24 protein-coding genes are annotated in these 22,226 nt (G+C 62.8%); 13 read left to right on the forward strand and 11 right to left on the reverse strand.

The features are described from left to right. The first annotated feature begins 85 nt into the window (after positions 1-85). From AC3IQ7_RS10215 to AC3IQ7_RS10245, 7 genes are all read left to right on the forward strand, one after another. Positions 86-2,206 (forward strand): serine hydrolase domain-containing protein, encoded by a 2,121-nt coding sequence (locus tag AC3IQ7_RS10215; protein ID WP_489209358.1) that lies wholly within the window; start codon positions 86-88, stop codon positions 2,204-2,206. Between the two features lie 95 nt (positions 2,207-2,301). Continuing rightward, on the forward strand, positions 2,302-3,132 hold the full coding sequence (locus AC3IQ7_RS10220) for a transporter substrate-binding domain-containing protein (RefSeq protein WP_322428002.1): 831 nt from the start codon (positions 2,302-2,304) through the stop codon (positions 3,130-3,132). Positions 3,133-3,260: 128 nt separating this feature from the next. After that, complete coding sequence (locus tag AC3IQ7_RS10225) at positions 3,261-3,944, forward strand: amino acid ABC transporter permease (protein ID WP_489209361.1); 684 nt, start codon at positions 3,261-3,263, stop codon at positions 3,942-3,944. Continuing rightward, positions 3,944-4,636, forward strand: coding sequence for an amino acid ABC transporter permease (locus tag AC3IQ7_RS10230; protein ID WP_099380431.1), 693 nt, complete (start codon positions 3,944-3,946; stop codon positions 4,634-4,636). Before AC3IQ7_RS10225 ends, AC3IQ7_RS10230 begins: the two co-directional genes overlap by 1 nt. Next, positions 4,633-5,376 carry an amino acid ABC transporter ATP-binding protein gene (locus AC3IQ7_RS10235; protein WP_489209363.1) on the forward strand — a complete coding sequence of 248 codons (744 nt, stop codon included), beginning with the start codon at positions 4,633-4,635 and terminating at the stop codon, positions 5,374-5,376. Before AC3IQ7_RS10230 ends, AC3IQ7_RS10235 begins: the two co-directional genes overlap by 4 nt. 114 nt (positions 5,377-5,490) lie before the next feature. Then, positions 5,491-6,057 (forward strand): glycine zipper domain-containing protein, encoded by a 567-nt coding sequence (locus AC3IQ7_RS10240; protein ID WP_489209365.1) that lies wholly within the window; start codon positions 5,491-5,493, stop codon positions 6,055-6,057. A 174-nt stretch (positions 6,058-6,231) separates the two neighbouring features. Then, positions 6,232-6,588 carry a hypothetical protein gene (locus AC3IQ7_RS10245; RefSeq protein ID WP_099380428.1) on the forward strand — a complete coding sequence of 119 codons (357 nt, stop codon included), beginning with the start codon at positions 6,232-6,234 and terminating at the stop codon, positions 6,586-6,588. A 19-nt stretch (positions 6,589-6,607) separates the two neighbouring features. Here AC3IQ7_RS10245 and AC3IQ7_RS10250 read toward each other — a convergent pair whose 3' ends face one another. Beyond that, positions 6,608-7,474: a universal stress protein gene (locus AC3IQ7_RS10250; RefSeq protein ID WP_489209368.1), complete on the reverse strand. Its 867-nt coding sequence runs from the start codon at positions 7,472-7,474 to the stop codon at positions 6,608-6,610. Between the two features lie 176 nt (positions 7,475-7,650). On the opposite strand from AC3IQ7_RS10250, the gene phbB reads away from it, so the two are divergent. Next, positions 7,651-8,397: an acetoacetyl-CoA reductase gene (phbB, locus tag AC3IQ7_RS10255; RefSeq protein ID WP_322428005.1), complete on the forward strand. Its 747-nt coding sequence runs from the start codon at positions 7,651-7,653 to the stop codon at positions 8,395-8,397. 174 nt (positions 8,398-8,571) lie between these two features. Here the strand turns inward: phbB and AC3IQ7_RS10260 are convergent, their stop codons facing one another. The 7 genes from AC3IQ7_RS10260 to AC3IQ7_RS10290 all read right to left on the reverse strand — a co-directional run bounded on the left by AC3IQ7_RS10260 (position 8,572) and on the right by AC3IQ7_RS10290 (position 13,623). Beyond that, positions 8,572-8,943, reverse strand: a complete 372-nt coding sequence (locus tag AC3IQ7_RS10260; RefSeq protein WP_322428006.1) for a TraR/DksA family transcriptional regulator — start codon at positions 8,941-8,943, stop codon at positions 8,572-8,574. Positions 8,944-9,051: 108 nt separating this feature from the next. Next, positions 9,052-9,471 (reverse strand): VOC family protein, encoded by a 420-nt coding sequence (locus tag AC3IQ7_RS10265; RefSeq protein WP_035826338.1) that lies wholly within the window; start codon positions 9,469-9,471, stop codon positions 9,052-9,054. An 80-nt stretch (positions 9,472-9,551) separates the two neighbouring features. Further along, positions 9,552-10,019, reverse strand: a complete 468-nt coding sequence (locus AC3IQ7_RS10270) for a hypothetical protein (protein ID WP_322428007.1) — start codon at positions 10,017-10,019, stop codon at positions 9,552-9,554. After that, positions 10,004-10,810, reverse strand: a complete 807-nt coding sequence (locus AC3IQ7_RS10275; protein ID WP_489209371.1) for a hypothetical protein — start codon at positions 10,808-10,810, stop codon at positions 10,004-10,006. Before AC3IQ7_RS10275 ends, AC3IQ7_RS10270 begins: the two co-directional genes overlap by 16 nt. Before the next feature lie 88 nt (positions 10,811-10,898). After that, positions 10,899-11,690, reverse strand: a complete 792-nt coding sequence (gene otnI, locus AC3IQ7_RS10280) for a 2-oxo-tetronate isomerase (RefSeq protein ID WP_489209373.1) — start codon at positions 11,688-11,690, stop codon at positions 10,899-10,901. Between the two features lie 131 nt (positions 11,691-11,821). Beyond that, positions 11,822-13,192 carry a DEAD/DEAH box helicase gene (locus AC3IQ7_RS10285; protein ID WP_035826342.1) on the reverse strand — a complete coding sequence of 457 codons (1,371 nt, stop codon included), beginning with the start codon at positions 13,190-13,192 and terminating at the stop codon, positions 11,822-11,824. A gap of 188 nt (positions 13,193-13,380) precedes the next feature. Continuing rightward, the gene (locus tag AC3IQ7_RS10290) at positions 13,381-13,623 is read right to left on the reverse strand and encodes a hypothetical protein (RefSeq protein ID WP_322428010.1); all 243 of its coding nucleotides are present in this window, start codon (positions 13,621-13,623) and stop codon (positions 13,381-13,383) included. Between the two features lie 219 nt (positions 13,624-13,842). Between AC3IQ7_RS10290 and AC3IQ7_RS10295 the strand changes: the two genes are divergently transcribed. Further along, a complete protein-coding gene (locus tag AC3IQ7_RS10295) occupies positions 13,843-14,496 on the forward strand; it encodes a hydrolase (RefSeq protein ID WP_489209376.1) in 654 nt (217 codons plus the stop codon). Positions 14,497-14,563: 67 nt separating this feature from the next. Further along, positions 14,564-16,420 (forward strand): amidohydrolase, encoded by a 1,857-nt coding sequence (locus AC3IQ7_RS10300; RefSeq protein WP_489209378.1) that lies wholly within the window; start codon positions 14,564-14,566, stop codon positions 16,418-16,420. A 14-nt stretch (positions 16,421-16,434) separates the two neighbouring features. Here the strand turns inward: AC3IQ7_RS10300 and AC3IQ7_RS10305 are convergent, their stop codons facing one another. From AC3IQ7_RS10305 to AC3IQ7_RS10315, 3 genes are read right to left on the reverse strand one after another with little or no spacing between them, the layout of a single operon-like run. After that, positions 16,435-17,799 carry a vWA domain-containing protein gene (locus AC3IQ7_RS10305; protein WP_489209379.1) on the reverse strand — a complete coding sequence of 455 codons (1,365 nt, stop codon included), beginning with the start codon at positions 17,797-17,799 and terminating at the stop codon, positions 16,435-16,437. Next, positions 17,799-18,407 carry a TadE/TadG family type IV pilus assembly protein gene (locus AC3IQ7_RS10310; protein ID WP_099380416.1) on the reverse strand — a complete coding sequence of 203 codons (609 nt, stop codon included), beginning with the start codon at positions 18,405-18,407 and terminating at the stop codon, positions 17,799-17,801. Before AC3IQ7_RS10310 ends, AC3IQ7_RS10305 begins: the two co-directional genes overlap by 1 nt. Next, positions 18,404-18,901, reverse strand: a complete 498-nt coding sequence (locus AC3IQ7_RS10315) for a TadE/TadG family type IV pilus assembly protein (protein WP_233516343.1) — start codon at positions 18,899-18,901, stop codon at positions 18,404-18,406. Before AC3IQ7_RS10315 ends, AC3IQ7_RS10310 begins: the two co-directional genes overlap by 4 nt. A gap of 273 nt (positions 18,902-19,174) precedes the next feature. Here AC3IQ7_RS10315 and AC3IQ7_RS10320 point away from each other — a divergent pair, with 273 nt between their 5' ends. From AC3IQ7_RS10320 to AC3IQ7_RS10330, 3 genes are all read left to right on the forward strand, one after another. Next, positions 19,175-20,875 carry a sensor histidine kinase gene (locus AC3IQ7_RS10320; RefSeq protein ID WP_489209382.1) on the forward strand — a complete coding sequence of 567 codons (1,701 nt, stop codon included), beginning with the start codon at positions 19,175-19,177 and terminating at the stop codon, positions 20,873-20,875. Positions 20,876-20,918: 43 nt separating this feature from the next. Then, positions 20,919-21,608, forward strand: coding sequence for a response regulator transcription factor (locus AC3IQ7_RS10325; RefSeq protein WP_233516342.1), 690 nt, complete (start codon positions 20,919-20,921; stop codon positions 21,606-21,608). 391 nt (positions 21,609-21,999) lie between these two features. Beyond that, positions 22,000-22,167, forward strand: coding sequence for a Flp family type IVb pilin (locus AC3IQ7_RS10330; RefSeq protein WP_099380413.1), 168 nt, complete (start codon positions 22,000-22,002; stop codon positions 22,165-22,167). Positions 22,168-22,226 lie beyond the last annotated feature (59 nt).

The following is a 22,226-nucleotide window of genomic DNA, read 5'->3' on the forward strand; positions in this document are numbered from 1 at the left end:
TTCGTGCACGGTCCGCCAATAGTGTGTGAAAGACACTTACCATGCATCAGCGCCGTGCTGTGGACACGGCCCTCACCAGGGAATCATGACTATGCAAAGCAGCAAATACTACGGTTTCGCCGGCGCGCTGGCGCTGTTCTGCGGCGTGGCGCAGGCCGCCTCCGCGCCCACTGCTGTTCCCGCTCCTGCGCTGGCCGCGCGCCTGGCGGAGTTCGACGGCTGGGTCGCCCAGCGCATGGGTGCGGAACGCATTCCAGGCGTGACCGTCGGTTTCAGCCAGGGCGACGTGGAATGGGTAAAAGGCTATGGCTATGCGGACCTGGAAAACCGCGTGCCGGCCACGGCCCGTTCCAGCTACCGGCTGGCTTCCGTCACCAAACCCATGACGGCAGTGGCCATTTTGCAATTGGTCGAACAGGGCAAGATCGACCTGGATGCGCCCGTGCAAACCTATGTGCCGTACTTCCCCGTCAAGCCGTTCCCCGTGACGGTGCGCCAGCTGCTGGGTCACCTGGGCGGCATCGATGCCTACCGCAACAGCCAGGTGGAACAGCATTTCAAGGAGCACAAGGATACGCGCCAGTCCATCGCCGTCTTCGAGCAGTTCGACCTGATCGCCGAACCGGGCACGCGCTTCCGCTACACCAGCTATGGCTACAACTTGCTGGGCGCCGTCATCGAGGGCGCCTCGGGCGAAAGCTATGGCGGCTACATGCGGCGCCACGTGTGGGGGCCGCTGGGCATGGACGCCACCGTCCTGGATGACCCGGACGCCGTGATTGCCCACCGCGTGCGCGGCTACCGGCTGGCCGGCAAGGAGTGGAAGAATTCCGAATTCGTCGACATCAGCAGCCGCTTTTCGGCCGGCGGCACGCGCGCCAGCGTGCCCGACATGCTGGCGTTCGGCAGGGGTGTCCATGCCGGCAAGATACTGTCGGCGGCCAGCGTGGCCGCCATGGTGCAGCCGATGGCCACGCGCGCCGGCCGCTTGACGAACTATGGCATGGGCTGGGAAATCTTCCCCACGGGCGGGCGCTACGCCATTGCCCACAGCGGCCAGCAGCCGGAAACCGTCACCTATCTGTACAGCTTTCCCTCGCGCAAACTCACCCTTGCCGTTGCGTCCAATCTCGAGCGCGTCAATCCGGAAGCCTTCGTGCAGCGCCTGTTCGAAGTGGTCACGGGCGAACCGTGGCAGCTGAACACGTATATCGCCGATGCGGGCGCGCAGCGCGCGTACCAGGTGGCGCAAGGCCTGTTCGAGGAAGGCCGGGCGTATGCCGAGCGTACGAATGAAGCGTACGCCGATGCGGCCGCCACGCGCGAGGCATTTACGCAAATCAACCAGCAAGCGCTGGCGCCCGACGCCAGGGCGGCGCGCGCCTACATCGAAGCGGCCCGCCATCCCGCAGGGGGGCGCGTGTTTCTCACGGCCGGCGCCAGCATGGCCAGACAGTTACGCGACGCGGGCGTCGAGCTGAATCAATATGCGCGCGGCGGCGCGCTGGCATTTGCGCGCGACTATATCCAGTTGTCGCAAGGCATAAAGGCCGGCGACTTGCCCCGCTTCGCCCCCTCCTTCGAGCAAGCCATCGTGACCCTGGCCGCCAGCTGGGACCGCACGGCCGCCATCGCCTGGCCGGCAGCGTCCGTCCCCATCGCCGCACGCGATAGCCAGCTGCGCGCGGCCTTCCGCGGCCAGCGCGCCTATCCCGATTTCGTGCCCGAGTTACTTGATCTGGCGCAAGCATCGGCCGCGCGCGGCGAGACAGACGCGGCGCTGGCGGCCAGCCGCCTGGCCGTGGAACTGTATCCGCTCAGCGACCGCGCGCATGCGCTGCAAGGCCTGACCTTGCTGCGCGCAGGCAAGACGGAACCGGCCCTCGCCGCCCTGCGCCTGGCGCTGGCCCGCGACCCGCTGGGTGCGGCCAGCCCCGCGGCGCTGAACCTGGAAGCGTATCGTTTGAAAGGCAGCGGCGCCGTGGCGCAAGGCATGGCCGTGCTGCAGGCGGCCGTCAGCCTGCATCCGCAGGACGCGAACCTGCAGGACAGCCTGGCCGAGTTTTATGTGGAGCAAGGCTTGCACCCGCAGGCCGTCGAGGCCTATCGCCAGGCGCTGCAGCTCGATCCCCGCTATCCGGGCGCCGTGGGGGCCAAGGCAGCGATCATCCGCCTCGGTGGCGAGACGAAGGCGCTGGCGCCTTAGATGAAATCTGCATAAACATGGGTGAAAAGATTCCTTTTTGGAAATAAGAGCGTTGCGGTCTAATGGCGGCATTCATTGTCCACCAGAGGAATTCCATGCAGACCCGCCTTCACTTCGCCGCGCTTCTTTTCACTTCCATCGCCTTCACGCAGGTGGCGCAAGCGGACCAACTGGCCGCCATCAAGGCAAAGGGCGAGCTGGTCTGTGGGACCCTGGGCACGGACGAGCCGAACAGCTTCATCGACGCCAAGTCGCGCCAGCTGGTCGGCTATGAAGTGGACCTGTGCCGCGCCATCGCCCAGGGCCTGGGCGTCAAGCCGGTGATCAAGCAGCTGGCCGTGGCCGCCCGCATTCCCGAATTGCAGCAGGGCCGCATCGATATCCTGACGGCGTCCTTGACGCATAACAAGGAACGCGAAGCGCTGATCGATTTTTCCCTGTCCACGTTTTACACGGGCCAGCGCGTGCTGGTGAAAAAAAGCAGCAATATCACGACGGTCGCTGGCCTGGCCGGCAAGAAAGTACTGACCGTCAAGGGCGGCACGCAGGAACCGAATATCCGCAAGGCCGTGCCTGGCGTGGACGTGGTGACGTTCGAGACGGCGGGTCAGGCCTATCTGGGCTTGCAGCAAGGCAAGGGCGTCGGCTATGTCGACGATGAAGTCTCGCTGCTCAACAATTACGCCAAGCTGGGCGCTGCGCAAAAAGACTATATTGTGCTGCCGCAAAACATCAGCCAGGAAGTGTTTGCCTTCGGCATCCGCAAGGGCGAGACGGGCGTGAAAACAGCCGTCGACCAGGTGCTGCGGGAACTGGAAAAGTCGGGCGAAGCGGAAAAACTGTTTTTCAAATGGTATGGCCCCACGAGCAATGTGAAGTTCCAGAAACGTACATTCAAAATTGAATCGGACAAGATTGCTGCCTAAGCAAACCGACTGCGCGGCGCGCTTTGCGGCCTGCGATGCTCACCGTGCTCAAGCACGGTTGCGCTTCTCGGCCACAAATCACTGCCGCTCGCTACGGTTTTCTTAGGCATCAATGATATTTCATTATCATGTTCCAATTTGATCTGAACTTTCTGCTGGCCGGCGACTATCGCGACTGGTTGCTGTCCGGCCTGCTGCTGTCATTGCAACTGATGGGCATCACCTTGCTCTTGTCCTTGCCGCTGGCGTGCGGCGTGGCCATGCTGCGCCTGGCGCCGTCGCGTCTGCTCAATGCCCTGGGCGCCGCGTATGTCGAGCTGATCCGCAACGTGCCCTTGCTGGCCCACTTCTTGTTCTGGTATTTCGGTGCGCCCGAATTACTGCCCGACACGTGGAAGGAGCGCTTGTATGCCGGCAATATCGAAGCCGTCAGCGCCATCACGGCCCTGACCTTATATACGGCCGCCTACATGGCGGAAGACATCCGCAGCGGCATCCGCGCCATTCCTGCCCAGCAATTCGAGGCGGGCAGAGCGCTGGGTTTCAGCTTTCTCGCCACCATGCGCCTGTGCATCGTGCCGCAGGCGCTGCGGCTGGCCGCGCCGCCGCTGCTGTCGCAAACCCTGAATTTGTGGCAAAACACCAGCATCGCCACCGTCATCGGTGTGGCCGAGCTGATGTACCAGACGCAGCGCGTGGAAGCGGCCTCGTTCCGCAGCGTGGAGGCCTTTTTCTTCGCCAGCATTGCGTATCTGGCCGTTTCGCTGGTGATCGCGGGTCTGGCGGCCTTGCTGCAAAGGAAGGTGTCCTGATGCTGGAACTGATCCATGACTACTGGCTGTATTTTCTTGTAGGCCGCTATCCCGAGGGGCCGCTGGGCGGCCTGGCGCTGACGGTGCTGCTGGCCAGCCTGGCGCTGGTGCTGAGCCTGCCCGTTGGCTTGCTGCTGGGGCTGGCGCGCATCAGTCCGTGGCGGCTGCTGCGCTGGCCCGTCGCCGCGCTGATCCACGTGGTGCGGGGCATCCCCTTGCTGCTCGTCATTTTCTGGGCGTATTTCTTCCTGCCCAGCATCACGGGCCATGAAAGCGGGCAATTCGGCACCATGCTGGCGGCCCTCGTCATCTTCGACGGCATTTATCTGGCGGAAATCGTGCGTGCCGGCGTGCAAGCCGTGCCCAAGGGACAGGTGGAGGCGGCCCGTTCCCTGGGCTTGAACTACCTGGACAGCATGCGCCAGGTCGTGCTGCCGCAGGCGCTGCGCCACATGCTGCCCTCGCTGGTCAACCAGTTCGTCTCGACCATCAAGGAAACCTCGCTGGGAACCATCATCGGCCTGGCCGAAGTGTCGTTCATCGCTACACAAGTCAACGGCCTGGTGCTGACGAAACCCGTGCAAGTGTATTTTTTGCTGGGCATGACGTACTTTGTTTTATGTTTCAGCCTGTCGCGCGCCGCCTTCTGGCTCGAGCGGCGCCAGGCGCGACTCTTGAAAGCGGCTGCATGATTACCTTTGACAACGTCAACAAATACTATGGCGACTATCACGCCTTGAGCGGCATCAATGAACACCTGGCCAAGGGCGAGGTGCTGGTCGTGTGCGGGCCGTCCGGTTCCGGCAAGTCGACCCTGATCCGCACCATCAACCGCCTGGAGGCGATCGCTTCAGGCCGCATCACGGTGGCCGGCCAGGACATTTACGCGCCGGGGCTGGACGTGAATGCCTTCCGCTCGCACATCGGTTTTGTCTTCCAGCAATTCAACCTGTTTCCCCATTTATCGGTACTCGATAATTGCGCGCTGGCGCCGCAGCGCTTGCGCGGCCTGTCCCGGCGCGAGGCGGAGGAGCGAGCGCTGGCCCTGCTGGAGCGGGTGGGCCTGGCGCACAAGGCGCGCGCCATGCCGGCGGCCCTGTCGGGCGGGCAGCAGCAGCGCGTGGCGATTGCCCGCGCGCTGGCCATGCAGCCGCCGCTGATGCTGTTCGATGAACCGACCAGCGCGCTGGACCCGGAAATGGTGGGCGAAGTGCTGCAGGTGATGCGCGACCTGGCGCAGGGCGGCATGACGATGGTGTGCGTGACGCACGAGATGGGCTTTGCGCGCGAGGTGGCGGACCGCGTCTGGTTCATGGATCACGGGCAAGTGCTGGAACGGGCCACGCCCGAAGATTTTTTTGCGCGGCCGCAACATGCGCGCGCACAACAATTCCTTTCCGATATCCGCAGCCCGTTTGGCGTGAGCACATGAGTAAATACATGAGTGAGCGGCTGTGTGCGTAAGCGAACGGTATTTCGCGGTCGGTGAGCGCACGCTAGAGGAGTGGCGCATGGTGCGCCAGCAGCCGACGAGGAGGGCCGTATCATGTCACGCATCATCGCAGGTCATTTTCAGTTGCAGGAACAGATCGACGCCGCGCGCGTCGCACTGAACCAGGCGGGCTTTCCCGACAGCCGCATCAGCGCCTTCTTTGTCAACCAGCCGGGCCAGCACGACTTGCACGCGCTCGGCGGCGACCGCGACATGTCGCCGGGCGCGAAAGAGACGCCGGAGGGCGTGGTGGAAGGCGTGGCCGTCGGGGCCGCTTTGGGCGCGGGCATCGGCGCGGCCACTACCCTGGCGACGGGGCCGCTGGGTCCCGTGGTGGGTGCGCTGGTGGGCGCCCACGTAGGCTCGCTCTATAGTTTCAACAAGATGAAGGAGGCGGGCGAGCCCGAGAAAAATGGCGAAAAGAATGGTGAAAACCGCCGTCAGCCACGCCATCCGGGCATGCTGATCGCCGTGGCGCTGGGCGGCCTCGACGAGCGCGAACGGGCGCTCGAAGCGCTGCACCGGCTGGGCGCCGAGCATATCGAGGAAGCGGAAGGCACGATCGCGAATGGCGACTGGCATGATTTCGACCCGCTCAGCATTCCCGTGCTGGTGGCGTGAATCCATAAATTCCGCACCGCATGAAATTTAGGTATGATCCTTGTTAGTATTGCTAATTATTGGTAAACAATGCCGACAGGGATAGTTTCCGCGCGCCCGAAGTGACACTGGACCAAGGTGACTGCCCGTAGTACTTGCCTCGCATGCTAACGAGTATGAATAGGAGGGCGCGTCATGACACAGGCATGGTTCATTCTGACACGGGCCGATGGGCGCGACATCTGCGCGCCCTCTCCGGCACAGCTGGCCGATGCGCTGGCCGAGGTTTACCGCGGCGGCGTCACGCAGGACGGCAGCCCGGCCGCCGTCCTGTTGCGTTTCGGCTACGACGATGGCTTGATGTATCAGGTCGAAGTCGCTAGCGGAGGCGAAGTCACTTTCGAGGAATGGTCGGACCGCGATTGTGAAATCGCCTTGGCCACGCCGCGCCACATGTCGGCCCTGCCGCAGGGCGACGCGCTGCAGCTGTGGCAATGGCTGGCGCAGCGCCAGGTGGCGAAGATCCGCAGCCAGCCCTGGCAGGGCGGCTAGCCCGTCGCTTTCAACTGGCTCAGTGCGCCATCAGCACGGGGATCGTCATGCTTTGCAGAATCGTGCGCGTGACGCCGCCCAGGATGGTTTCGCGCAGGCGCGAATGGCCATACGCTCCCATCACCAGCAAGTCGACCGACAGGTCGGCCGCATGCGACAGCAGTGCTTCGCCGATATCGCCGCGCCGCACGCCACCACCATCGAGCAAATGCAGCCGCGCTTCCACGCCGTGGCGCGCCAGGTAGTGCGTCAGCTCGGTACCTGGATGTTCGCCGTGTTCGGCGGCATGCACCTGGGCGTCGAAGATGGCCACGTGGACTTGCCCGGCCCGCTGCATCAGGGGCAGGGCAGCGCTCACGGCGCGGCTCGCTTCCTTGCTGGCGTTCCAGGAAATGAGCACATTGCGCGCGGCCGCCGGCGGCGCCAGCAGGGGCAGCGGCGGCGCATACGGCACGATCAGCACGGGACGGCCCGAATGCAGCAGCACATAGGCGGGAAAGTCGCGCATCACGGACGGCGACTTATCCTTGGCATTGTATTGACTGATGACGACCAGGTCCGCATAGCGGGCCAGCAGGCTGATGCCGCCCGCCGCCTCGTCGTCGAGCACGCGCTGCTCGAACGAGGCGACGCCGGCCGCGCGCACCTGCGCCTCGAAACCGTCGAGGGCGCGCGTCGCCCGTTCCCGCAGGAAATTCAGATGCAAGCTCAGGTTCGGATCCGCATCGAGGTCGGGCTGGTTCTGGTACAGCAGCCGCGACACGCCCGTCAGCGCCACACCCGTCAGGTGGCCGCCGCACGCCTGGGCGATGCTGGCCGCCGCTTCGATGCGGGCATTGCGCCCGGCGCCGTCGTCGATGTGGAGCAATACGGTTTTATATGTCATGGCCTGGCCTCTCGCTGTGCAGTAGTGGCCATTCTGGCACAGACGGGGAGGCGGCCGCGCACGCATGCGCCATGCTTGACAGGCTGGGCACTTGATCTGGCGCAAAGCTGACGATAAAAACTGCTCCTACACTTGATGCCACGCAGAACAACCATAACAAGCGGAGAGAGACAATCATGAAAGAACAAAAGGTAGCGCTGGTCACGGGTGGCATGGGCGGACTGGGCACGGCCCTGTGCCGCCGCCTGCATGCGGCGGGCTTTGCCGTCGTGGCGGCGCATACGCCGGGCAATGCACGGGTGGCAAGCTGGCTCGACACGCAGCAGTCACAGCAGTATTATTTTCATCCCCTGGCCATCGACGTGGGCGATTTCGATGCCTGCAGCGAGGCCGTGGCAAGCGTGCTGGCGCAGTTTGGCCGCATCGACGTGCTGGTCAACAACGCCGGCATCACGCGCGACCAGAGCATGCGCAAGATGGAGTTGCCGCACTGGGCCGAGGTCATGCGCACCAATCTCGACAGCCTGTTCAACATGAGCAAGCAGGTGCTGGAACCCATGCTGGAAAAAAAATGGGGCCGCATCATCAATATCTCGTCCGTCAACGGGCAGAAGGGTGCGTTTGGCCAGTGCAACTATGCGGCCGCGAAGGCGGGCGTGCATGGCTTCAGCAAGGCGCTGGCGCTGGAAGTGGCGCGCCATGGCATCACCGTCAACACGGTCTCGCCCGGTTACCTGCGCACGCAGATGGTGACGGCCGTGCCCGCCGATATCCTGGAAACGAAGATCCTGCCGCAGATTCCCCTGGGCCGCCTGGGCGAGCCGGACGAGGTGGCTGCCCTGGTCGCTTACCTGGCGTCCGACGAGGCGGCATTCGTCACGGGCGCGAACATCGCCATCAATGGCGGACAGCACATGAGTTAAGCAAGCGTGTAGCTTGCACAGAGGCAATGACAGTAGAGGAGACCCGTCCACCCAGCCGGCGCACAGACGCTGGCGCAGGACGGAAGGCAATGGCAGTCACGCTGAAAAACACGGGGCAGGGCAGCGATGCCTTGCCCTTTGTTGTTGCACCGCCGTCATGCTACGGTCAGTGACTCAGCGCTGGGTTTTTTCCAGCCGCGTCTGGCAATCGATGCACAGGCGCGCTTCCGGGCGCGCGTTCAGGCGCGACAGGCCGATGGCCTCGCCGCAGTTGTCGCACAGGCCGTAGCTGCCATCGGCAAACTTGGCCAGCGCATGCTTGATGATGGCCAGCTGCGCCTGGTTGTGCTCGGCCGCTTCGCTGACGAGGGCGTTCAAGGTGCGCACGCTGGCGTTGTCGGCCGGCGAGGCTTCGATTTCATTGAGCAGGGAGGCGCGCGCGTCCGCTTCGGCCGCTTCGTTCTCGATCTGTTCCAGCAACGCCAGCTTGCGTTGCTCCAGCACGCCCTGCAGGCGCTGCAGCTGGTCTTGCGGCAATCCATTCATGGCTGTCCCCGATAGGCGTCTGTCCTATATGGTAGTCCAGGATGGGCGACTCTGCTTGCGCTACTACCCGCGCCGCGTTTGACGCGGCGCAGGCGGGCAGGGGCCGTTCTATGCTGGTTCTTTCAGGCAGTTGACCATCCAGGCGACGCCGAACTGGTCTTTCAGCATGCCGAAACGCTTGGCCCAGAACGTTTCCTCCAGGGGCATCTGGATGTTGCCGTCACGCGCCAGCGCGTCGAACACCCGTTCCGCCTCTTCCGGCGTATCGACGGTCAGGCAGATCGAGCTGCCGTGCATGCCCTTGGCGCCATCTTCGCTGCAGCCGCCGTCCGAGCCCATCAGCATGGTCGGCCCCAGCTGCACGGAGCCGTGCATGATCTTGTCATACCAGTCTTCCTTGACTTGCTCCTGCATCGGCGTGCCGCGATACGGCATCAGGCACAGGTCGGTGCCATGCAGGTGCTGGCGGTAGTATTCCAGCGCTTGCGCGCAGTTTCCATCGAATTGCAAATACGGTTCGATACGCATGTTGGTCTCCTCTGGTCGCCCCGCAGGCACGATTGCCAGGCGGGGACGTCCCAGTATAGGCGCTTGCTGGCCGATTTCAATCAGTCTGGCGCCATCTCTTGCAGCCGCTCACGCACCTTGCCCAGGGTGCCGAGGATGCGCTCGGGATTGCCGGCGAGGACGGCGCTGCCCAGGTGCAACAAACTCGTCGCCAGGCTGATCCAGTGCCGCACCTCGTCGTTGCGAGCGATGCGCAGGCGCACCGTGTCGAGCAGGCCGCTGAGCTGGCGCTGTGCCGTGTCCAGCCCCGCTACCGTGTGTCCGGCCGCATCGGCATACAGCTGGTTGGCTTGCTGGCGCAAGGCCACTTCCAAGGCGAAGACGGCTTGCGCCTGGCTATGGCTGATGCCACTGTCTCCCTGGCTGGCGCGCCTGCGGATGGCGCGCATGACGGCGCCGTGCAGGGTGACGGCTGCCTGCGACAGGCTGTCGGCCAGTTGCTCCACGCGCATGGCGCTGCTGAGAGCTGCTTCGCGGCGTTCGTTGCCGCTGCCTACCGATCCATCCATCTTGCCTCCGTGGTGGTGAGGGCGGCGGCGAGCTGGGCGTGTTCGCGCCCCAGTGCCGCCAGTTGCCGGCGCGCCAGGGTATGACGCAGGCCATAAAGGCGGTATTCCTCGGTTTTGCTTTGTTGCATGTTTTTCGCTAGCACGGCCAGCAGGCGCTGCTGCGGCGTGTCCGCATACGCGATTTCCACGTCGAGCAAGCCGAGCACCATGTCGCGCTCGTTATCGCCGCTCTTGTCGTACAGCGCCAGCAAGCTGTCGAGCGCGGCCAGCAGGGCTTGCAGCGGCGCATCGCCGTCGTGCAGCACTTGCGCCAGCTGCGCCCGCTGGCTGGCTGCGCCGCCCAGGCGCGACAATTGCTGCAGCAGCAAGGTGTAGGCGCTGACATGGCGGTCGTCGATGCCGCTGCCCGGCCAGGCGCGGATGGCGGCGCCGGCGCCGGCCAGTTCCGGCTGCACGTCATAGGCATCGGCATCGGCCAGCCGGCCCAGCGCCTGCAGGTACAGGCGCACGGCCTGCGCCAGGCGCGCCACGTCCGCCTGCGCTGCGCGGCGCTGTGCGTCGAGCAGGCGTTCGCGCGCGTCTTCGGCCGGTGACAGATAGGGGCGGGCGCGCTGATAGCTGTCGATGTGGCGCTGCGACAGTTCGCCGAAGGTGGTCAGGGCATTGCTGCCGGCGGCCAGGGCGCGCACCTGCGCCAGCTCGGGGCGCGCAGTGGCGCAGCCGCACAGCAGAATCGCCAGGCAAAGGTTGATGCAATGGACGCGGCAATGGCGGGCGGGCAGGGCAGACACGTCACCTCTCGACAGGAAATACTGCATGGAAAGGTATTGTCGTGCCGGCCTGCGCCGCCCGCCTTGTGCGGGCGCAAGCGCGCTGCGATCAGCTGCCCGCGCTGGCCGTCAATTGCTCGCGCCAGCCCAGTCCGGCAACGGTGTCGTTGGCGGGACGGTATTCGCAGCCGACCCAGCCAGCGTAGCCGACCTGGTCGAGCAGCTTGAACAGATGGCGGTAGTTGATCTCGCCCGTGCCCGGTTCATGGCGGCCCGGCGTGTCGGCGATCTGGATGTGGCGGATCAGGGGCAGCAGGGCGCGGATGGTGTTGCTCAGCTCGCCCTCCATGCGCTGCATGTGATAAATGTCGTATTGCAGGAAGATGTTGTTGCGCTGGCAGTCGGCGATGATGTCGGCCGCCTGCTGGCTATGGTTCAGAAAGTAACCGGGCATGTCGTAGCGGTTGATCGGCTCGATCAGCACGTTGATGCCATGCGGACGGCAGGCGTCGGCCGCAAATTGCAGGTTGCCGATCAGGCTTTGCCGTGCCCGCTCCAGGCTCATGCCGGGAGGCACGATGCCGGACATGCAGTGCAACTGTTTCGCCCCGAGCGCCAGCGCGTAATTGAGCGCCAGTTGCACGTTGCCGCGAAATTCCTCGCCCCGGCGCGGATCGCAGGAAATGCCCCGCTCGCCGTGCTCCCAGTCGCCGGGCGGGAAGTTGAAGACGGCCAGCTGCAGATGGTGGCGTTCCAGCCGCACGGCGATCTGCCGCGCCTCGACGGCATAGGGAAACAGAAATTCGACGGCATCGAAGCCCGCTTCCCTGGCGGCGGCAAAGCGGTCGAGGAACGGCAGTTCGGTAAACATCATGCTGAGGTTGGCAGCGAAGTTCGGCATGGCGGCACGCAGGTCAATAGGATGGACACTATCCTAGCCCAAATCGGCAATCGGTGGCGTGCATAAAAAAACCGTTCCAGAAGCAAGTCCTGGAACGGTTTTTATTGTTGCGATACGCTTACCCGCGGGTATTAGCGGCCGCGGCCGCCGGAGCGGTGATTGGCTGCCGAACGCGGCGCATTGCCCGAGCGGTTGCCGCCGCCACCGCCGCCCGCCGGGCCGGCGCTGCGTGGCTTGGCGCCGCTGCCGCCGGTTTTCACGCGCACCACGGCGCCGGCTGGCGCGCGGCTGTTGTTGCGGTGACCGCCGGTGCCGCTGCGCAATTGCACAGGCTGGGCGCGGGCGTTCAGGTCCGGCTCGAAGCCTTCGATGACTTCGCGCGGCAGGGTTTGCTTGATCAGCTTTTCGATGTCTTTCAACATTTCGTGCTCATCCACGCAGACCAGCGACACGGCTTCGCCCTTGGCGCCGGCACGGCCCGTGCGGCCGATACGGTGCACATAGTCTTCCGGAATGTTCGGCAAGTCGTAGTTGACGACGTGCGGCAACTGGTCGATATCGATACCGCGCGCGGCGATGTCGGTGGCGACCAGTACTTGCAAGGTGCCATCCTTGAACTCGGACAGCGCGCGCGTGCGTGCCGACTGGCTCTTGTTGCCGTGGATGGCCAGGGCGCCAATGCCGTCCGCGCCCAGCTGCTCGACCAGTTTATTGGCGCCATGCTTGGTGCGCGTAAAGACCAGCACTTGCGTCCAGTTGTTCGACTTGATCAGGTAGGACAGCATCGGGTGCTTCTTGTCGCGGTCGACCGGATGGATCTTTTGCTTGATCACTTCCACGGTCGAATTGCGGCGCGCCACTTCGATCATGGCTGGCTTGTTCAGCAAGCCATCGGCCAGGGCCTTGATCTCTTCCGAGAAGGTGGCTGAGAACAGCAGGTTCTGGCGTTTTGGCGGCAGTACGGCCAGCACTTTCTTGATGTCGCGGATGAAACCCATGTCGAGCATGCGGTCGGCTTCGTCGAGAATCAGGATTTCCACTTTCGACAGGTCAACCGTGCCCTGGCCCATGTGGTCCAGCAAGCGGCCCGGCGTGGCGACGAGGATGTCGACGCCATGCTTGAGCTGCTTGATTTGCGGGTTGATGCCGACGCCGCCGAAGATCACGGTCGAGTTCAATTTGGTGTACTTGCTGTAGGCGCGCACGCTTTCCTCGACCTGCGCGGCGAGTTCGCGCGTCGGGGCCAGGATCAGGGCGCGGATCGGGCGCGTCGAGGTGTTGCTGGTGATGGACGCGCCATTGGCGTCCGTCGACAGGCGGTGCAGCACGGGCAGGGTGAAGCCGGCCGTCTTGCCGGTACCGGTTTGTGCACCGGCCAGCAAGTCGCCGCCAGCCAGCACGGCGGGAATCGCCTGCGACTGGATCGGGGTCGGCACGGTGTAGCCGTGTTCGGTAACGGCACGTACGATAGCGTCGGACAATCCGAGGGAGGAAAAGGACATGGTAACTTTATTGTGAGATCGGCCTGTCGCCATCGTGAGGCGCCAGTCGCAGGCAATCAGATTAGGGGTCGAAAGACAGCGGCAAGGGGACTGGTCATATGTGCCGCACACGCGAAGTATAACAGCATGGCAAAAACGCGCCTGTTTTGTTTCAGCTTTGCAATGCCGCAAGTAAAGAAAAGCAGCGCCTAGTCGTCGATCTCGGCGACGGCATAGTCCACGCCCTGTGCATCGAGCCAGGCGCGCAGGGCTTCAAGGCCGTGCCACGGATCCGGGCGCAGGTGCTGGCATATATACAGGCCGGCGTCCGTCAGCCTGGCGTCCGTGTCCGGCATGGCGCCTGACGCTTGCGGCAGCGCCGCCAGCTGCTGCTCGATGTGCTGGCGCTGTTCCTGCGTCAGGCTGGCCGTGATCCTGAATTCAAATCCCATGGTTACTCCTTGATGAACAGGCCGCTGTTGCGGCTATTTTCTATTATCGAAAAAATTGCACATAGCTTGGCATTCTTTCCGTTTTTGTTTTCAAATCATCTCGTCCATACTGCATAGCACTGGCCCGGCACACACAGCGTGACGCAAGGGCAGGAGCAGAAGCACCGTATAACGACATCCGTAATTTCATATTCAATTATTTTCACTAAGGAAAACATCATGCCTATCGCCACCGCCCAAGCCGCCCAAAAACTGCTGACCCCGAACGATCATACCCTGATCATGATCGACCACCAGTCGCAGATGGCCTTCGCTACCCGTTCCATTGACCTGGCCCTGCTGCGCAACAACGCGGCCCTGGTGGCCAAGGCGGCAGCGGAATTCAAGGTGCCGACGATTTTGACGACGGTGGCGGCGAAATCATTCTCCGGCCCGATCTTCGACGAGATCCAGTCCGTCTTCCCGGATCAGGCGCCGATCGACCGCACCAGCATGAACACCTGGGAAGATGCGCGCATCGCCGACAAGGTGAATGGCTACGGCAAGGGCAAGATCGTGCTGGCCGGCTTGTGGACGTCGGTGTGCATCGTCGGTCCCGCGCTGTCGGCGCTGGAGCAGGGTTTTGACGTCTACGTGATCGCCGACGCCAGCGGCGACGTCTCCGACGAAGCCCATGCGATGGCGATGCAGCGCATGATACAGGCGGGCGCGCAGCCGCTGACGTCCGTGCAATACTTGCTGGAACTGCAGCGCGACTGGGCCCGCGGCGAGACCTACAATGAAACGGTGGCGACGGCCGTGGCGCACGGCGGCGGCTATGGCCTGGGCCTGACCTACGCCAAATCGATGTTCAACGCCAGCGAAGGCCATTGATTTTTCGCTGATTGTGGCTCCGCCGCCCGCCGGCGGGGCCGTGTTTTCATTTGATTGGGGAGTTTCCATGCACGCACACACGATCATGCTCAACGGCCGTTTCCACACGGTCGACAGGACGCAGCCGCTGGCGTCCGCCGTCGCCATCGCCGATGGCAAATTCCTCGCCGTCGGCGACGTGGAAGACGTGATGCGCCACCGCGGTCCGGCCACGCAGCTGATCGACCTGGCTGGCCGCACGGTGATTCCCGGCTTGAACGATTCGCACCTGCACCTGATCCGCGGCGGCTTGAACTACAACCTGGAATTGCGCTGGGAGGGCGTGCCGTCGCTGGCCGACGCCTTGCGCATGCTGAAAGAACAGGCGCTGCGCACGCCGAACCCGCAATGGGTGCGCGTGGTGGGCGGCTGGACGGAATTCCAGTTCGCGGAAAAGCGCATGCCGACCCTCGATGAAATCAACGCGGCCGCGCCCGACACGCCCGTTTTCATTCTGCACCTGTACGACCGCGCCCTGCTGAACCGCGCCGCCCTGCGCGCCGTCGGCTATGACAAGAACACGCCGAACCCGCCCGGCGGCGAAATCGTGCGCGATGCGGCCGGCAATCCGACCGGCTTGCTGATCGCCCGGCCGAACGCCATGATCCTGTATGCGACCCTGGCGAAAGGCCCGAGTCTGCCGCGCGAGCTGCAAGTGAACTCCACGCGCCAGTTCATGCGCGAATTGAACCGCTTGGGGCTAACCAGCGCCATTGACGCGGGCGGCGGCTTCCAGAATTATCCCGAGGATTACGCCGTCGTCGACGAGCTGGCGCAAAAAGAGCAGCTGACCATCCGCATCGCCTACAACCTGTTCACACAAAACAAGGGCGCGGAACTGCAGGACTTCCAGAAGTGGACCGGCATGGTGAAACCCGGCGACGGCACGGACTTTTACCGCCACAATGGCGCCGGCGAAATGCTGGTGTTTTCCGCCGCCGACTTCGAGGATTTCCTCGAGCCGCGCCCCGAGCTGGCGGCCGGCATGGAAGACGAGCTGGAAAAGGTCGTGCGCCACCTGGTCGAGCAGCGCTGGCCGTTCCGCCTGCACGCCACCTATGACGAATCGATCAGCCGCATGCTCGACGTGTTTGAAAAGGTCAACCGCGACACGCCGTTCGGCGGCTTGCACTGGCTGTTCGACCACGCGGAAACCATCAGCCCTCGTAATATCGACCGAGTCAGGGCGCTCGGTGGCGGCCTGGCCATCCAGCACCGCATGGCTTTCCAGGGCGAGTATTTCGTCGAACGCTATGGCGCGGATGCCGCCAAGGCCACGCCGCCCGTGCAGCGCATGCTCGACGCGGGCGTGCCCGTCGGCGGCGGCACGGATGCGACCAGGGTCGCCAGCTACAACCCGTGGACGGCGCTGTACTGGCTGGTATCGGGGCGCACCGTGGGCGGCCTGGCCCTGACGGATGCGGCGGGCAGATTGTCGCGCGACACGGCGCTGGAGCTGTGGACGGCGGGCAGTGCCTGGTTCTCGAGCGAACAAGGCAAGAAGGGGCGCATCCGCGAGGGCATGCTGGCCGATCTCTCTGTGTTGTCGGCCGATTATTTCACGGTGCCGGAAGAAGCGATCAAGTCGATCGAATCCGTGCTGACCATGGTGGGCGGCAAGGTCGTCTACGGCCAGGGGCCATTTTCGGCACTGGCGCCGCCTTTGATTCCCGTGCTGCCCGAGTGGTCGCCCGTGCGCGCGGTGCCCGGGCATTACCGGCCTGCGGCCAGGCCGGCGCAAGCGCAAGCCATGCTGCCGCACCAGTGCGCAGGCGCCTGCGGCGTGCACGCCCACGCCCACGACCGGGCGCGCAAGTCGGCCGTGCCGATCAGCGATTTTTCCGGCTTCTGGGGCACCTTGGGCTGCAGCTGCTTTGCCTTCTAACCGGTGATCAGGCCTTATTTGGAAATGCGTAAAATGGCCGAGGCGAGCCGCGTAAAACAGGGGCTCAGGTCGCTGTCGGTGGCCGCATAGCAGTACAGGCCCACGGGTTCGGCCGGTTTGCGGCAACGCGTAGGCGCATCGCTCGTATTGGCCATGCAGCGTAGCAAGTCTTCGCCGATTTCATTGTCCGGCCCTGCCTTGCCCTTCAGCGCGGCTCCCATGCCCAGGGTAAAGATGTAGGTTTTTTCCAGGCGCGCCTTGCTGGCCATCGCTTCTGCCAGGTTGCGCGATGCACGGTGCATATTGGTCCACTGGAGTTTTCTGGTGGACATATCGTTGTTCACCGCACGCGGCGTAGTGGTCACGATGGGGAATTCGCGCAGCGTCACATCGTCGGCCTGGGCGGGGGAATTGTGTGCGTTATACCAGGCCGGTAGTTTACTGATCAGGTTTCTAGAGCAATCGGTCTCGGGCGCGAGCTTGGTGCTGGTTGAATTGATACGGTACAGTCCATCTGTCGCAAAACCGCTCGATGGTAAGTCGTCGTACACGGCCAGCGCTCCAGCGAACGGGCACTTGCCACTCATGCTGGGGAAAAAGTAAGAGGAAAAGGCGGACGGAGATCCATCGGAAAAGAACACGATGACGCGCAGGCTGGAGCGATTGCTCTGGCTGATGCTCTTGAGTTGATCGAGGGCATTCCACATGCCTTCCGAGTAATTCGTGCCGCCAACAAAGTTGAAGTTGTTGATCGCGGCGTTCGCGCTCGTGCGATCGAAGCCACGGTCGGATTTCTTGATCTGCAGGTCGACTTGCGCACCGCTGGCGAAATGCAGGAGGCCGACCCGGTCCACGGTGGAGTTGAATTTGTTCAGAAAGGACTTGCCCGCCGCCCGCACGGCGTCGGCATTGGATTCCAGCGACCCCGACGTATCCATCACCAGCACCATGTCCAGGTCCTTGCGGATAGTTTGCGCACTGGCGGCCACGTTCAGGGTCTTGAAACCGAGTATGCCCATCAGCGAGACGGGCAGGGTGGCGGTGGCCGAGACGTCGATGGTGACGGTGCCCTTGTTGAACGTGACGTCGACCGGATTCAGGGTCGGCGTCGACAGCAGGAACTGATCCGGATAATTGATGTCAAAAAACTCCTTGGCCGACTGGCGCGCACTGGCCCGCTGCTCCGTTTCCGAGTTGCCCGTGGTAACGCCACGCGCCGCCGCCAGGCTGGCCGAGTCGACGGCCGCATTGAGCTTGGCCTTGACGAGGTAACCGAGGGCCGAATCGACGGCCAGGCCTACCGAGGCGATCAGGACGACGGCCGACAGCGCCACCATGATCAGCACTTGTCCGCCTTGCCGTTTGTAGGAAATGCGCATCAGAATATCGTCATCGAAGTCAGGTCGGGGCCCAGGATGGGCGTCGTGCTGTTGCCAAATTTCAAGGTGCCGAACAGCATGTCGAAATTGTAGAAAGTTTCCACGGCGTAGATCAGTTCGCCGTCGGCCAGCTGGTTCTGCATCAAGGACACCGTGGGGGCATCGTTGTCCTTGGCGATATTGGTGCACGTGCCATTGCTCCAGCTGCCGCACCGCCACACCTGGCTGGCTGGCAGGTAGCCGCTGGACTTCGCGCCGGCATCCCAGCGGTATTGTTCCAGCACGATATTGCGCAAGCCGCTCTTCGCCGTGTAGCCCATGATCTTGGTGACGTAGATCATGCCACGCTTGTTCATGTCCAGCGGCGGCGTGCTGGCGGCCAGCGCATTCATGATGGTCTGGCTCGAGCCGCTCAGGTCGGACGTCGAGCGCGAAGCCAGGTTGGCGCCTTCACGGCTGATATTGAGCAGGATGATCTTGGCCTGGATGGCGCGCGACAGGTCGACCACCATGAATAGCAGCAGTGCCAGCAGCGGCAGCACGATGGCAAATTCCACGGCGGCTATGCCGCGCGCGGCGCGTCTTGCCGCAGGGCGTGAACGCATCATAGGCCGCCAAAGCTTTCATTGCGCATGGTGGCGGCCACTACGTTGGCCGATTTGCCGTCCTTGTAGAAGGCGGCCATCATCGGCGTGGCGAATGTCCAGTTGTATGCGACGGAGATGACGACGATATCGCCGCTGTTGCCAAACATGCCGGCGCTGGTGCCGCTGCTGCCGTTCACCGTGATGACGGGATTGACCTTGTCGTAGATACCCATGGAACTGGCTTTCATCTTTTGAATGACGGCCTGGTAGCGTTGCTGGTTGCTGCTGGCCGGGTCGAGATCGCTGTTGCCCGTCACCGCATAGCGCGCGCCTTCGCGCACCGCATGCTGCATGGTGAGATTGGCGAAATACGCCATGCTCAATTCGATCACGCCGATCATCAGCAGCAGGAAGACGGGAGCGATGATGGCAAACTCGACAAGGGAGGCGCCAGCTTGCCCGATGCCGGCGGGCGGGGGGCGGGAAAAGCGGGGCGTAGCCTTGCTGAGCATCATTTCAGGTATCCAGGTAAAGGCTCGCGCCTGCGTATTTAGGCTATGTATTCAAATCAATTTGCCTCGGCTCATTTTAGCGCGCTTTGCGCGAGTGAGGGTCGCATTAAAATGCGCGGAAATCAAGTTTATTATAATTTACATAGTAAATGACAGGCTTTTCATTCCTAATTTCTAATCCTGGGAGTAATATGCGGGGCGTACGAAAATTAAAAAATAATTAACCATTCTCCGGCATGCCGGGAAAATGGTAATTTTTGTAAAGATGAAATCAGTATGCTGCAACAGAAACAATTGCAATGGGGAAAGAATACCGTGGTGGCCTTGCCGCCGGAGGATCATGCTGACTTGCAAATGATCTTTGGCATGCGTTTATTGTTGGCCGTGATGGCATTGCTGACGCTGATGATCGATTCCGGCCATCAAGGTATGGCCGGGCAATTCGCCCCGGTGATGTTGTCCCTGTACCTGCTGTATGGCGCGGCATTGCTGGTGTTGCTGCATTTCCATCGCGGCAATGGCAAACGGGTGTATTGGCTCGATGCAGGCTGGTGCGGCCTGATCGTGTGGTGCACCGGCGGTGGCGAGAGTTATTTTTTTCCCTATTTTTTCTTTGCGATCCTGGCCTCGTCGTTCCAGCGGGGGCGCGATGAAGGCACCCGGATAACGCTCGCGTCCTGCGCCTTGCTGGTGCTGGCGTCGGTGCTGTCGGAGCAGGAACCGAACTTGCCGCTGCTGCTGTTGCGCACGGCGTTTGTCATGGCGCTGGGCACCATGATCGCTTGCTGGGGCGGCTTGAGCGTGCAGCACAAGCGCCGCCTGGCCTTGCTGCGCGAAGTGAGCCAGCAATCGAATCCCCGTTTCGGCGTCGATCATACGGTGGCGTCGATGCTGGAGAAGGCGCGCGTCTTCTTTGGCGCCAGCAGCTGCATCCTGGTCATGCGCGAGGGCGGCGCGGCGCATTGGCAGTTGCGCACGGCGCTCGATGACAGCCGGGGCAATGGCGGGCGCGTCAGCCAGATGAGCGAGGCAGCCGTGGCGCCGCTGATGGTGTTCGAGGCCAGCCAGAGCGTGCTGTACGCATCATCGCTGCGTTCGCGACTCGGGCTCGGCCCTGCGTGGCAGGGCAAGGCGCGCGCCAGCGCCACCTGGCAGCGGCTCGACCTCGACGCCACGCAGGGCACGGCCCTGACGGAACTCTTCGATGCGCAATCCTTCATCAGCGTTCCCTTGCCTTTGCATAAGGGGCAGGGCCGCCTGTATGTGCTGGCGGCCACGGACCGGCTGTCGAAGGCCGACGCCACGTTCCTGGCGCAGATCGTCGAGCAGGTATTTCCCCAGATAGAGAACATCGCCATTCTCGACAAGCTCGCCTCCGGCGCCGCTTACCGCGAACGGCAGAAGATTGCCCGCGATTTGCATGATTCGACCATCCAGCCCTACATCGGCTTGCGCCATGGCTTGAGCGCCTTGCGGGCCAAGGTGGCCGCCGGCAATCCCTTGCTGGGCGACCTCGACAAGCTGATCGAGATGAGCGGCCAGGTCATTGGCGACTTGCGCCAGATGGCGCAGACGGTGCGCGGCGGCCAGGAGCGGCATGACGAGCCCGAGCTGCTGGCGGCGTTGCGGCGGCAGGCGCAACAGTTGAAGAAATTCTTTGGCATCGACATCGAGATCGTCTCGGAGCGGGCGTTCGTCCTCAGCGACAGGCTGGCGGCGGAAGTGTTTCAGATCGTTAACGAAGGCATGAGCAATATCCGCAGGCATACGACGGCCCGCGAGGGGTGCGTGCGCCTGGCCTGCGGCACGCATGCCGTGTCGATCTCGATCGAGAATACCGCCGAGTCCGAAGCGTCCCGGCGCGCCCCGTTCATGCCCGCTTCCATCGCCGAACGGGCGCTGGCGCTGGGCGGCACCGTGCAGGTGGGCCAGGCGGCTGGCGGCGCGACGGCGGTGCGCATTGAAATTCCCGTGTAAGGGCCTGGCCCTGCGCGCCGTGGCACATAAAAGGTATACATCCATGTTAAATCCGCATCCGATTCGCGTTATGCTGGTCGACGACCATAAGACCATGTTGTGGGGTCTGGAAAAAATGTTGGAGGAAGCGTGCCCGTCGATGGAAGTGGTCGCCAGCGTCAGCAATATTGGCGATGCCGTGGCCCTGAGCTGCAGCTTGCAGCCCGATATCGTCGTGCTCGATGTCGATCTCGATGGCGTATGTTCCGTCGATTTCGTGCCGGCGCTGGTGGCCAATGGCGTCACGCGGGCGCTGATGTTCAGCGGCACGCGCGACCAGGAAGTACTGGCCAGCGCCGTGCGTAACGGGGCGCGCGGCGTGATCGGCAAGGAGGTGGCGGCGGCACAGGTTATCGACGCCATCGCGCGCGTGCATCGCGGCGAACTGTGCCTGGACCAGGCCTTGCTGGGCAGTCTGCTGGGAGCGCTGATCAAGCCGGCACCGACGCCGGCGGCGCCCGATCCCGAGGCGGCCCGCATCGCCTTGCTGACCCTCAAGGAGCGCAAGATTGTCGCCATGATGGTGGAAGGCAATGGCGCACTCAACAAAACCATCGCGCAGCGCGCCTTCATTTCCGAGCAAACCCTGCGCAACCATTTGACGTCGATTTACAGCAAACTCGATGTGGCCAACCGCCTCGAGCTGTATGTGTACGCCTTGAAGAATGGCCTTGCGGCGGCGCATGAATATTGAAGCCGGTACAAATGTACTGATGTCACGCAGAAAAAAAGCTCTTTTGTACCGGCAATAAAATTACTTTTGTCTGTTTAATATCAATATTTATTTAATTATAATATCTGCATCAGCAATCGGTAAATACCGCTGAATTAGCCAGGCTGATATTGCGAATAGGGACAAAAGCGGAAAAAATCCGGAATAAAGATGATTTTCCAGGCAGCGCGCATGTATTGCGCGCCAGGCCCGGAAATTCATTTTCCGGGGACGTACAGTTATTGTCGCCGATGGCCTTGGTGTGTCTGATTGCACTTCTGTCTATATGCAAGGATGCGTGATATCGATTTATTGGCTGGCCGCATCCGCAGTTGCACATGACGTTGTAAAACTCACTCTGAATGGATTAATCATGAATTTCATCAAAAACTTTATCGCTGAAGAAGATGGCGTTACCGCAATCGAATACGGCCTGATCGCCGCACTGATCGCTGTTGCAATCGTTGGCGCGGTCAAATTGCTGGGCACTAATCTGTCGACCGTATTTACAGGCGTCTCGACCACGTTGACCGGCAAGTAATCAGCACACGTGCAATGGCGGCGCGCCCCTTTCCGGGCACGCGCCGATGGTGGCCCGGA

This window comes from Janthinobacterium sp. GL_088 (genome assembly GCF_057837845.1).

Bases quoted from the DNA above. Each gene is read 5' to 3' on its own strand.
- AC3IQ7_RS10230 (WP_099380431.1), top strand. From the start codon at position 3,944: ATGCTGGAACTGATCCATGACTACTGGCTGTATTTTCTTGTAGGCCGC.
- AC3IQ7_RS10240 (WP_489209365.1), top strand. From the start codon at position 5,491: ATGTCACGCATCATCGCAGGTCATTTTCAGTTGCAGGAACAGATCGAC.
- AC3IQ7_RS10300 (WP_489209378.1), top strand. From the start codon at position 14,564: ATGCACGCACACACGATCATGCTCAACGGCCGTTTCCACACGGTCGAC.
- AC3IQ7_RS10330 (WP_099380413.1), top strand. From the start codon at position 22,000: ATGAATTTCATCAAAAACTTTATCGCTGAAGAAGATGGCGTTACCGCA.
- AC3IQ7_RS10270 (WP_322428007.1), bottom strand. From the start codon at position 10,019: ATGGATGGATCGGTAGGCAGCGGCAACGAACGCCGCGAAGCAGCTCTC.
- AC3IQ7_RS10290 (WP_322428010.1), bottom strand. From the start codon at position 13,623: ATGGGATTTGAATTCAGGATCACGGCCAGCCTGACGCAGGAACAGCGC.
- AC3IQ7_RS10260 (WP_322428006.1), bottom strand. From the start codon at position 8,943: ATGAATGGATTGCCGCAAGACCAGCTGCAGCGCCTGCAGGGCGTGCTG.
- AC3IQ7_RS10295 (WP_489209376.1), top strand. From the start codon at position 13,843: ATGCCTATCGCCACCGCCCAAGCCGCCCAAAAACTGCTGACCCCGAAC.
- AC3IQ7_RS10235 (WP_489209363.1), top strand. From the start codon at position 4,633: ATGATTACCTTTGACAACGTCAACAAATACTATGGCGACTATCACGCC.
- AC3IQ7_RS10325 (WP_233516342.1), top strand. From the start codon at position 20,919: ATGTTAAATCCGCATCCGATTCGCGTTATGCTGGTCGACGACCATAAG.
- AC3IQ7_RS10225 (WP_489209361.1), top strand. From the start codon at position 3,261: ATGTTCCAATTTGATCTGAACTTTCTGCTGGCCGGCGACTATCGCGAC.
- AC3IQ7_RS10315 (WP_233516343.1), bottom strand. From the start codon at position 18,901: ATGATGCTCAGCAAGGCTACGCCCCGCTTTTCCCGCCCCCCGCCCGCC.
- AC3IQ7_RS10265 (WP_035826338.1), bottom strand. From the start codon at position 9,471: ATGCGTATCGAACCGTATTTGCAATTCGATGGAAACTGCGCGCAAGCG.
- AC3IQ7_RS10220 (WP_322428002.1), top strand. From the start codon at position 2,302: ATGCAGACCCGCCTTCACTTCGCCGCGCTTCTTTTCACTTCCATCGCC.
- AC3IQ7_RS10215 (WP_489209358.1), top strand. From the start codon at position 86: ATGACTATGCAAAGCAGCAAATACTACGGTTTCGCCGGCGCGCTGGCG.
- AC3IQ7_RS10285 (WP_035826342.1), bottom strand. From the start codon at position 13,192: ATGTCCTTTTCCTCCCTCGGATTGTCCGACGCTATCGTACGTGCCGTT.
- AC3IQ7_RS10320 (WP_489209382.1), top strand. From the start codon at position 19,175: ATGCTGCAACAGAAACAATTGCAATGGGGAAAGAATACCGTGGTGGCC.
- phbB (WP_322428005.1), top strand. From the start codon at position 7,651: ATGAAAGAACAAAAGGTAGCGCTGGTCACGGGTGGCATGGGCGGACTG.
- AC3IQ7_RS10250 (WP_489209368.1), bottom strand. From the start codon at position 7,474: ATGACATATAAAACCGTATTGCTCCACATCGACGACGGCGCCGGGCGC.
- AC3IQ7_RS10245 (WP_099380428.1), top strand. From the start codon at position 6,232: ATGACACAGGCATGGTTCATTCTGACACGGGCCGATGGGCGCGACATC.
- AC3IQ7_RS10305 (WP_489209379.1), bottom strand. From the start codon at position 17,799: ATGCGCATTTCCTACAAACGGCAAGGCGGACAAGTGCTGATCATGGTG.
- otnI (WP_489209373.1), bottom strand. From the start codon at position 11,690: ATGCCGAACTTCGCTGCCAACCTCAGCATGATGTTTACCGAACTGCCG.
- AC3IQ7_RS10310 (WP_099380416.1), bottom strand. From the start codon at position 18,407: ATGATGCGTTCACGCCCTGCGGCAAGACGCGCCGCGCGCGGCATAGCC.